The following is a 10,558-nucleotide window of genomic DNA, read 5'->3' on the forward strand; positions in this document are numbered from 1 at the left end:
TGGACGAGCACGGTATGGGTCCCCACGGGGGTGGCGGTCCGGGCGATCGGGCGGCGGCGCAGAGCGCGCTGCGCCAGGCGCTGGCCGCGCTCGTCGCCCCCGAGGGCGAGCGACCCCACCCGCAGGACCTCGCCGACGTGCTGTGGATCTCCCGGCTGGCCGGCCTCGCACCCCTGCCCGACGGCGGCCCGCAGCCGCCCACCGGCCCGCCCACCACCCCACCGCCCGTCACCCCGCAGACCGGAACCCCGCCGACCGGAACCCCGCAGCGGACCGCCACCACGCCCGGCCGGCCGGCCGGGCCCCGACCGCCCGCGCCCACCACCCCGCAACCCGACCCCAAGGTCGAACTGCACCCCCGCAGCGCCCCCACCGGCACCGCCCGGCCGGAGGCGGTCGCCCGCGGCGCCGAGGTCGTCCAGGTCACCCGGCCCACCGCCCTGCCCGGCGCCCTGGCCATCGCCCGCGCCCTGCGCCCGCTGCGCCGGCCACTGACCCAACGCCCCGGCGGCCGACGGCGGTTGCACCTCGACGAGGAGGCCACGGCGGCGGCCACCGCCGAGGCCGGCGTCCTGCTGCCGGTCTGGCAGCGCGCCCAGCCCCGGTACTCCGTCGACCTGCTGGTCGACACCGGCGCCACCATGGCCGTCTGGCACGACCTGGCCGGCGAACTCGCCACCCTGCTGGAACGCCACGGCGCCTTCGAGGACGTACGCACCTGGTCCCTCGACACCGACCGGGACACCCCGCACCTCACCCCCTTCCGACGCCGCCGCACCGCCGTACCACCGCCCGCCACCCCCGACCGCAACTGGGCCCGCCCCCTCGCCGAGCCGCACCGGCGCCGCATCCTGTTCGTCCTCACCGACGGCGTCGGCCCCGCCTGGTACGGCGCCGACCTGGTGCCCCTCCTCGCCCGCACCGCCGCCACCGGCCCGGCCGCCGCCCTCCAAGTCCTGCCCCGCCGCCTCTGGCACCGCACCGCGCTGCGCCCCGCCCCGGTCGAGGCCCGGGCCGCCACCCACGGACGGCCCGTCCCCGTCCTGCGCAGCGACACCACCCTGCCCGGCATCCCGCGCGGCCGGGCCGGCGAGGCGGCACGCGCCGCGGTGGGCTGGCTCCCGGTGCTGGAGATCGACGCCGACTGGCTCGCCCCCTGGGCCGACCTCACCGCCGGCCGCACGACCGGCTGGACGCCCATGCTCGCCGCACCACTCAGCGGAGTGCCCCGGCCACGCCGCCCCCGCGCCGGGGAGACGGACCCACGCCCCGCCGCCGACCGCGTTGCCGCCTTCCGGGCCGGCAGCTCTCCGAACGCCTACCGGCTCGCCTGCCACCTGGCGGCGGCGCCGCTCAGCCTGCCGGTGATGCGACTGGTCCAGCGGGCCACGGTGCCGGAGTCGGGGCAGCGGGAGCTGGCCGAGCTCTTCCTGTCCGGGCTGATCGAGGTGCGGGAGAAGGCCGCCGACCCGGACGAGGTGGTGTACGACTTCGTCGACGGCGTCCGGGAGGAGCTGCTGGGGGAACTGACCCGGACGGAGTCGGTACGGGTGCTGGACCACGTGCTCGCCAAGGTCTCCGGGCGGGTCGCGGCCACCTTCGGCGGGACACTCGACTTCCGCGCCCTGGCAGCCGGCACGGGGGAGGGGAAGCACCGGCTCCCGGAGCGCAGCCGCCCGTTCGCCGAGGTCGCGGCGACGGTGCTGGCGGGGGCGGGCGGCCAGCACGCGGCGATCGCGCGGCACTTGGGCACTGTGGTGGCCGGCCGGACGCTCCGCCGGGAGCTGCTCACCCCGCCGCCGCCGATCGTCAGTCCGCCCGACCCGCCCCGGTTGATCGGACGGCGCGAGGCACTCGACCTGATCGCGCAGGCGTTCGACCCGGCCCGACGCCATCCGACACGCCAACTGGTGGCCGTCAACGCTCCCCTGGGCATGGGAAGGTGCCGCCTCGCCCAGGAGTACGTCCGGCGCTACGGCGCGCGCCACACCCTCGTCCACTGGATCGAGACCCGCTCCGCCGACTCCCTGCGGCACGGCTTCGCCCGGCTCCGCGACGCCCTCGGCGCGGGATCCGGATCGGCCGACCGCTCCGTACCGCTGAACGAACTGCTCGGCAGCCACCCCGGCTGGCTGATCGTCATCGACGGCCTCGACGCCGGTCTCCCACCCACCGAGGAGGCCTGGCCCCAGGACCTGCTCGACCTCGCCGACGCCCGGAGCGGCTGCCTGCTCGTCACCACCGGCTCGGACCGGGAGCTGGAGCGGCTCGGCCGCCCCTGGGTCGCGGTCACCCTCGGCTTCCTCACCGAGGCCGAACTGCGCGAGGAGATCCGCCATCGCCTCGGCGACGCCTACCAACGGATCGAGCACGCCCAGGAGTTCCAGCACCTGCTGGACCGGATGCCCCGACGCCCGGACGAACTGGCGGCCTGGCACCTCGACGACCAACTCGCCGTCCTGGCCGGGACATCCGGGTCGGGGAACTCCTCCTCCAACGTCCGCAGCTTCCGGCTGCCCAGCCCGGCGCTGGCGATGGCGCTGATGCCGGCCGAGGACGGGGGTTACCTCGCTGTCTACGGTGCGGACCGGCTGGTACGCAATATCGACGTGATGACCGGCCAGGAGACCGAACCCGCGGTGGAGCTCGAGGACTCCGGCACCGAGTTCGTCGCGATGGCTGGGCTTCGTGACCGGATCTTCGTCATCTGCACTGCGGATTCCAGTGGAGGATTCGCCTTCTGGGACGCCCGCGAGGGCCACTTCGCCGCGGGGGAACGGGGACCGTCCTCGCCGCCGGTGGCGATGGCCCGGTTCGTCCACACCGACGGAGAGGTCTACCTCTGGATGTCGGACCTCGACGGCCGGATGCGGATCTGGGACGCCCGGACCGACGGAGTGGTCCTGGAACTGCCCGGCCTCCCCGGCGGCCACCGCTCCTGGGCGATGACCACCCTTCCCCAGCCGGACGGGCCCTCGCTCCTGATCGGCGTCGACCCGACCGGACGGCTGCACCGCTGGCGACCCGACGACCCCTCGACCCATGAGTCCTTCGCCGCCGCCGTGGTCGACCCCGGCCGGGCGCGGACCATCGTCGGGATCACCGGCGACGAGACCCGCTGCGTGATCGCCTCGATCGGCGACCGGGACACCCACGTCCACATCTGGGAGTTCGAGGGCCGCTGGCGCGGCGACCGGCGGAGCGAGAGTGAACTTCCGCTGCTGGCCAGCCGGTTCCGCCTGTTCGAGCGGATCGCCCAGGGGCGGCAGAGCGAGGTCTGGCGGGCCCGGGACGAACAGGACGGCTCGACCGTCGCGGTGAAGACCTTCGACCGGGACCGTCACGCCACTCGCCCGGACACGGACGTGTTCCTGGACCAGGCCAGGAAGCTCACGCTGCTCGGACACCCCGGTGTCCTCGGCTGCCGACTCGCCGGGAGCGACCCCGAACGCCTCTACCTGGTCCTCGAGTTCATCGACGGACCCGATCTGCGGACCGTACTCGACGGGGAGCCGCTGCCCCCGTACGAGGCGGCAGCGATCGCCCACGGCGTCGCCGAGGCGCTCGACTACCTGCACGGCCACGGGATCGCGCACGGCAGGATCGAGCCCGCCAACGTCCTCGTCCGCCCGGACGGCAGCCCGGTCCTCTGCGACTTCGGGATCGACTTCACCGGATCCGGCGCGGCGGAGCCGGCCGACGACCTCCACGCCCTCGGCAACCTCCTCCAGCAGACCGGCGTCCCCGAGGCCCTGCAAGGGCTCGTCCTCGAACTGCTCCACCCGGACCCGCGCCGACGGCCGTCCGCCGCCGAAGCCGCCCGGCGGATCGCCGCCTCGGGCGCCCTGCGAGAGCCCGACCGCACCCCGGAACCCCCGCTCAGGTTCACCCTGCTCGGCGAGGTGGGGGTCTGGCGCGGGGACGAGCCGCTGGACCTCGGCCCCCCGGAACGGGCGGCCGTGCTCGCCGCCCTGCTGAAGTACCGGGGCCGCCCCGTCCGGGCCGAGGTCCTGATCGACGCGGTCCGGTCGCAGCACACCTCGTCGGCCCGCGAGCTGGACGAAGTCTGGCTCCATGTCCAGGAGTTGGAGCGAGTGCTCAACTCGGCCTCGGCCCCGCGCGCCGTGGTCGAGGAACTGGCGGACGGCCACACCTGGGTCCTGAACGTCACCTCCGGGCAGATCGACGTCGTCCTCTTCGAACGGGCCCTGGAGCGCGCCGAAGCGGCACTCGAGGACGGTGCCCCGGATGCGCTTCGACGCTACGCCGAGGAGGCCGAAGCCCTCTGGCAGGGGCCGCCGCTGGCCGACCTGCCAGGGCCGTCCGCAGAACTGGAGCGGACCCGTCTCAACGAACTGTACCGACGCGTAGAGGAGTTGATCCTCGCAACCGCGCCGCCCACCGCGCCGGGGGGCGGTCGCCTCAGCTACTCCCTGCTCGGCCCGCTGCGCGTCCGGCGCGGCGAGCAGCCGGTGCGGGTCGGCTCACCGCAGCAGGAGGCCGTCCTTGCCGCCCTCCTGCTTCACGCCCCGGCAGCCGTGCCCACCCGCAGCCTGGTCGACGCGGTCTGGGGCGACCAGTCACCGGCCCGGGCCGGGGCGGTGGTGCACAGCCACGTGTCCCGGCTGCGGAACGTCCTGCGCGACCGGACCCAGCCGCGCGGCGCGACCGAGATCCTCCAGACGGTGGCCGACGGCTACCGGTTGGTCGTCGACCCGGGCTCGGTCGACGTGGCCGTCTTCGAGGAGCGGCTGGCCGCGGCCGTGCAGGCGGAGCAGGCCGGTGACCTGGCCGGCGGGCACAGGCTGCTGCGCTCCGCGCTCGACCTCTGGGAGGGCACCGCGCTGGACGGCGTCCCGGGGCCGTACGCCTCCTGGGAGCGCACCCGGCTGACCGAGCGCCGGATGGCCGCCACCGAGGACCTGTACGCCACCGGGCTGGCGCTGGGGCGGCACCACGAGTTGCTGAACGAACTCGAACTGTCGCTCACCGAGCACCCGTTGCGCGAGCGGCTGTGCGCTCTGCTGATGCTCGCCTACTACCGGCTCGGACTGAAGGATCGCGCGATGGAGCCCTACCGGCGACTCCAGCAGCGGCTGGCGGAGGAGTTCTCCGTCGAGCCGGGCCCGGCGGTGACCGGGCTGTACCAGATGATCCAGGCGGACGACCTCGAACTCCGCAGGCCCGGCCGGGCCGAGGCGCTCATCGTGCCACCGGGCGGGACCACCACGCCCGCCGTCGTGGACTCAGCCCGTCTCCCCCGTGGTGACGCGCCACAGGGGGTGGCGATCGGGCGCGACATCGCCCAACAGGTCCCGGTGTTCGTCGACTTCGAGGCCAACCCGCTGTTCGTCGTGTTCGGCGAGAACGGCGCGGGGAAGACCACGCTGCTCCGACTGCTCGTCAAGCAGCTCACCGATCGCTACACCTCGGAGCAAGTCGGCTTCCTGGTCGCCGACTTCCGCCGTACCCTGCTCGACGAGGTGCCGCCCGAGTGTCTCGTCCACTACGCGTCGGACATGCCGGGCCTGACCACCCTGGCTGGGATCCTGCGCGTTGCGGCCGAGAGCCGTACGCCGGGCGCCTGGCAGCGGCACAAGGCCGTCTTCCTCATCGTGGACGACTTTCATCTGACCGCCTCCATGGAGGAGGATCCGCTGTCCTCCCTCGTCGAACTCCTCCCGCAGGCCCGCGCGATCGGCCTCCACGTCATCATCGCCTGCACCACCAGGAGCGCGGGCCGGGCCGCCCCCGCCTCGCCGTTCCTCCGGACGGCCTGCGCGCTGGGGCCCCACGGCGTGGTGCTCTCCGGTGACAAACAGGAAGGCTCCCTGCTCGGCTCGGTGTCCCCCCGATCCCTCCCCCCGGGCCGGGGAATCCTGGTGACGCCCGGCCGCCCGTCCGGAACCCTGATCCAGACCGGCTGGCTGCCGACCCGAAGGGCCTGATGACCGCAGACGGCGCGAGTCCGCTCCTGCGGGGTGTGTACCGGGCTTGCGTCAGGGACCAGTGGACTCCGGGCGGGAGCTCGTCAGGGCCGGGCGGCGAAGACCCAGCGGGTGGCGGCGAGGGCGTCGTCCCGTTCGGGGAGCGGGCCGCGGCCGTAGTGGCGGGTGAACTCGAAGGGGGTGTGGGCGGTGGTGGACCAGCCGCGCGCGGCGAGGTCGGCGGGGGTGTCGGGGCGGGGGCCGGCGTCGAGGAGGGCGAGCAGGTCGATGCCGGTCCGTTCGCGGGTGGCGGTGTGGACGGGGTGGTCGCGGCCGGCTGCGGGATCTGCGCCGGGTTCGGCCTCCTGGAGGAGGGCCTCGTAGGCCAGGGTGGAGCCGGGGGCGCTGAACCGGTCGACGGTGGCGAAGAGTTCGCGTTCGGTGGTGCTGGGCAGGTGGAGCAGCAGGCCTTCGGCGAGCCAGGCGGTCGGCTGGTCGGGGTGGAATCCGGCGGCGGTGAGCGTCTCGGTCCAGTCGGTGCGGAAGTCGGCGGCGACGGTGGAGCGTTGGGCCGTCGGCCGGGCGTCGATGCCGTCCAGGACGCGCTGTTTGAAGGCCAGCACCCCGGGCCGGTCGACCTCGTAGAGGGCGCAGTCGGCCGGCCAGTCCAGCCGGTACGCCCGGGTGTCGAGCCCGGCTCCGAGCAGCACGACCTGCCGGGCGCCGAGTTGGACGGCGCGGAGCAGCTGGTCGTCCAATGCCCTGGTGCGCAGGGCGAAGTAGCGGCCGAGCCGGCCCCACAACGGGTCGGCCTCGCCGTCCGGGACGTCCTGGGGGTGGAGGGGCCAGCGGGCGGCGGCGGGGGCGGCGCGGACGAAGTGCTCCGCGTACGGGTCCCGGGCGAGGGCGTCGGGGCGGTGGGTCTCGATGGCCCGGGCGGCGGCGACCAGCAGGGCGGTGGGCGGCACCCCCTCGGCCAGGTCCTCGGTCACGCCCTCGGCCTCGCCCTCCTGCGCGTCCTCGGCCGGGCCGGGTTCCTCGGCCAGGCCGGTGTTCTCGCTCATGCCGACGGTCATGCGCGCTCCTGCTGCTCGGGGGCGGGGGTCTCGGGAATCCGTGTCCAGACGGTGAGTTGGTCACGGGTGGTGACGCGGGCGCCGTACACCCGGCGCATGAAGGCGAGGACGGAGTCGTCCGGGAGGTGCAGCGCCGCGGTGCAGTCGGCGAGTACGGTGATGTGGAAGCCCTTCTGGAAGGCGGTGCGCGCGGTGCTGTCCACGCACACGTCGGCGAACACGCCTGCCAGGGCGAGGTGTTGGACGCCGCTGTCCACCAGGTGCCGTTCGAAGCCCGGGCTGAGGAAGGCGTCGAAGCAGGCGTGTTTGGTGAAAACCGCCTCGCCGTCCTGCGGGGTCACGGCGGTGAAGGCGGCGCCCCAGCTCCCGTCGAGGCACTTGGGGCGTTTGCCGAGGGTGGCGTCCCGGTGGCGCCAACTGGCGCCCTGGTGGGCGGGATCGCCGAGGAAGCGGACGAACACCACCGGGGTGCCGTGGGCCCGGGCCGCCTGGACGGCCTGGGCGGTGTTGGCGGCGACGGTGGGGAGCCGGGTGGGGTCGCCGGGGTAGCGGGCGGCGGCGGCCGGGCCGGCGCAGAAGTCGTTCTGCAGGTCGACGACGACCAGGGCGGTGTGGCCGGGCGGCGCGCTCACGCGGCCGCTCCGGACGGGTTGACGACCGGGGTGCTGGTACGTTCCGCGCCCGGACCCCGGTCAACGGCGAGTGCGACGACGGGTGTCACGGTGCGGTGCCTCCTCGGCTCGGTGCCAGTGGGGGGTCGGGCGGTCCGTGCCCGATCGGTTTTCCTCACTATCGGCCACCATGCGGAGGTGAGCGAGACATGATCGCCGGGGTCCACCTGATGGAGTGAACTCGGTGTGGCGGAAACCGAGTTGCCGCAGCGGTTCGGCGGTCCAGGGGTTCGGCGGTTCAGCGTGTCGCGGCGAGCTGCCAGTCGGCGGGGCCCGAGGGCGGCAGGTGGCCGGGCAGTCCGGAGGTCCAGCGCTTGGTTCCGTCCGGCAGGACGGCGAGCGCTTCCACCCCGGGGCGTCGGGCCGCCCAGGCCAGCGCGCGGTCCGGGCCCATGGCGAAGGCGGCGGTCGCCCAGGCGTCGGTGCGGGCGATGCCGGTGCCGGGGGCGCCGACCAGGGTGAGCGAGGCCAGGGCGTCCGCGGGGCGGCCGGTGTGCGGGTCGAGGATGTGGGCGCCGCGTTCGGCGGTGCCGGAGGTGGCGATGGCGAGGTCGCTGCCGCCGAGGACGGCGGCGAGGTCGCCCGGCCGCCCGGGGTGGGCGATGCCGATCCGCCACGGCCCGCCGGAGGTCTGGACGTCCCCGCCGCCGTTGACGCAGAACTGCCGGGCGCCGGTGGCACGCAGCAGTCGGGCGGCCTCCTCGACGGCCCAGCCCTTGACCCAGCCGCTGGGGTCGAGCCGTCCGCCGGGCCGTTCGGTGAAGTAGCCGTCGGTCTCGGCGGTGACCTCGCGGCAGGCGTCGAGCACCGTGCGGACCTCGGGATCGCAGTCGGCGAGAGCCAGTGCGCCCCGGTCGAGCCGGCTGATGTCGCTGTCCGGCCGGTAGGTGGAGAACACCGCGTCGATCCGGTGCAGCCGTTCGGTGATCCGCCGCAGCGCCTCGGGCAGGTCGGGCCCGGGGTCGCGGACGGCGATGGAGAAGACGGTGCCCATCACGGGCTCGGCGTGCCGCAGCACCGGCGGTCAGCCCTTCGCCCGGTCGAGGGCGCTCTGCAGCGAGCGGATGTAGCCGTCGCTGGTGTAGGTGGCGCCGCTGACGGCGTCGATCCGGGCGCTCTGCGCGGAGATCGCCTCCTGGTTGAGGGTGGGCAGGGCGTCGGTGTTGATCTCGCGGTCCCGGCGGTCCTCGGTGGGGTACTTGACCACGTCGACGCCGGTGAGCCGGCTCCCGGCGAGGGTGACCTGCACCTGCACCGGCCCGTACCGGGTGTTCACGGTGTCCCCGCTGATCTTCCGGGTGGCACCGCCGCCGGCGGGCGCGGGCGCCGGCGTGGGGGAGGCGGAGGTGTCGGCGGCACCCGGGGTCCCGGAGCCCGATGTGGCGCCGGTCCCGGAGCCGGTCCCGGATGACGAGCCCGACCCCGACGAGGATCCCGCTCCCGAGCTGATCACCGGCGCGGACCCGGTCGCCTGGTGCGGTTTGAGCGAGAGCAGCAGCACCACCCCGGCAGCGGTGGCGGCACTGGTGACGACGGCTCGGCGCATGGACAACTCCTGGTGTGCTCAGGCTCGGAAGCAGGCGGGGAAGCAGGCGGGGAATCGAGCTCGGATCAGGCTCGGGATCAAGCTCGGAATCAGGCTCAGAAGACGAAGGACTCGTGGTGGATCCGCCCCGCCCGAACCCCGGCCGCCCGCAGCGCGCGCACGGCCTCCTCGGTGACGGCCTCGGGCCCGCACAGGTAGACGTCGTGCTCGGCCAGCCCCGGCACCAGCCGGGCGAGCGCCGCGCCGAGGTCCCCGACCTGCTCGCGCGAGCCGAGCAGCTCGTGCACCACCGCGCCGCGCTGCCGGGCGACCTCCGCCAGCTCGGCCCGGAACAGCACGTCCTCGGCGCGCCGGGCCCGCTGCACCAGGGTGACCTCGCCCGGCAGGGTCTCGAACAGCGCCCGCAGCGGGGTGATCCCGACGCCCACCCCGAGCAGCAGCACCCGGCGCTGCCGCTGCCGCCGTCCGGTGAACGCCCCGTACGGTCCCTCGGCCCGCACCCTGGTGCCCGGCCGCAGCCGGGCGACGGCGGCGCTGTGCCCGCCGAGGTCCTTGACGGTGAACCGGAGGAAGTCGGGGCGGGCCGGTGCGGACAGCGAGTACGGGTTGGCGGCCCAGCGCAGTCCGGGGGCCTGGAACTGGAGTCGGAAGAACTGGCCGGGCTCGGCGCGGAGCTCGTCCAGCCGCCGGCCGGACAGGAACAGCGACACCACGCCGGGGCCCTCCGGCCGCACCTCGGCCACCTTCAGCCCGTGCCGCCGGTCGAGCAGCCAGGGCCGCAGCAGCCGGTACCAGCCGAGCAGGGCCGCCGTCCCGAAGTAGAGCGCGTACCAGCCGGCCCGGCCGGGGCCGCCGCCGAGGTCGGCGCCGGTGGTCAGCTGGTGGGCGAAGGCGAGTGCGACCGCGAGGTAGGTGGCCAGGTGCAGGTAGTACCAGGTCTCGTAGGAGAGCCGGCGCCGGGCCGCCCGGGCGGAGACCGCGCCGGTGCCGAGCATCAGCAGGGTGCCCGCGGTGGCCTTGAGCATGTCGGGGTAGTGGAAGACGATCTCGACGCCCTCGCCGACCGGCCCGCGTCCGTCGGTGAGCGCGTAGCCCCAGATCACGGTCAGCAGGTGCACGGTGACCAGGCCGACCAGCCAGCGGCCGCCGTACGCGTGCCAGCGGGCCAGCCGGTCGGCGCCGACCCCGCGTTCCACCGGCGGCAGCCGGGCCATCAGCAGGAGCAGCACCGGCGCGGCGTACCCGGCGAGCAGTCCGGCGATCCGCCCGGCGCCGGTCAGCCAGCCGGCCGCGCCGACCACCGCGGCGGTGTTCACCCACCACAGGCCGAGCACGCCG

At 74.9% G+C, this 10,558-nt stretch carries 6 protein-coding genes; 1 reads left to right on the forward strand and 5 read right to left on the reverse strand.

Features of this window, described 5'->3' with window-relative positions:
- Positions 1-14 precede the first annotated feature (14 nt).
- The gene (locus tag BG452_RS42540; protein WP_188309740.1) at positions 15-5,948 is read left to right on the forward strand and encodes an SAV_2336 N-terminal domain-related protein; all 5,934 of its coding nucleotides are present in this window, start codon (positions 15-17) and stop codon (positions 5,946-5,948) included.
- An 83-nt stretch (positions 5,949-6,031) separates the two neighbouring features.
- Here the strand turns inward: BG452_RS42540 and BG452_RS42545 are convergent, their stop codons facing one another.
- The 5 genes from BG452_RS42545 to BG452_RS42565 all read right to left on the reverse strand — a co-directional run.
- Positions 6,032-7,003, reverse strand: coding sequence for an SAM-dependent methyltransferase (locus BG452_RS42545; protein ID WP_223243562.1), 972 nt, complete (start codon positions 7,001-7,003; stop codon positions 6,032-6,034).
- Positions 7,000-7,635 (reverse strand): cysteine hydrolase family protein, encoded by a 636-nt coding sequence (locus tag BG452_RS42550; RefSeq protein ID WP_188309741.1) that lies wholly within the window; start codon positions 7,633-7,635, stop codon positions 7,000-7,002. The genes BG452_RS42545 and BG452_RS42550 overlap by 4 nt, the downstream gene beginning before the upstream one ends.
- A 277-nt stretch (positions 7,636-7,912) precedes the next feature.
- Positions 7,913-8,668, reverse strand: a complete 756-nt coding sequence (locus tag BG452_RS42555; protein ID WP_188309748.1) for an FAD:protein FMN transferase — start codon at positions 8,666-8,668, stop codon at positions 7,913-7,915.
- Between the two features lie 30 nt (positions 8,669-8,698).
- Entirely contained in the window at positions 8,699-9,220 is a 522-nt protein-coding gene (locus BG452_RS42560; protein ID WP_188309742.1) for an FMN-binding protein, read from the reverse strand.
- Between the two features lie 95 nt (positions 9,221-9,315).
- A partial coding sequence (locus tag BG452_RS42565) for a ferric reductase-like transmembrane domain-containing protein (RefSeq protein WP_188309743.1) occupies positions 9,316-10,558 on the reverse strand: 1,243 nt, incomplete at its 5' end.

Source organism: Streptomyces sp. CBMA123 (genome assembly GCF_014596465.1).
GTDB lineage: Bacteria > Actinomycetota > Actinomycetes > Streptomycetales > Streptomycetaceae > Kitasatospora.

Bases quoted from the DNA above. Each gene is read 5' to 3' on its own strand.
- BG452_RS42540 (WP_188309740.1), top strand. From the start codon at position 15: ATGGGTCCCCACGGGGGTGGCGGTCCGGGCGATCGGGCGGCGGCGCAG.
- BG452_RS42545 (WP_223243562.1), bottom strand. From the start codon at position 7,003: ATGACCGTCGGCATGAGCGAGAACACCGGCCTGGCCGAGGAACCCGGC.
- BG452_RS42555 (WP_188309748.1), bottom strand. From the start codon at position 8,668: ATGGGCACCGTCTTCTCCATCGCCGTCCGCGACCCCGGGCCCGACCTG.
- BG452_RS42560 (WP_188309742.1), bottom strand. From the start codon at position 9,220: ATGCGCCGAGCCGTCGTCACCAGTGCCGCCACCGCTGCCGGGGTGGTG.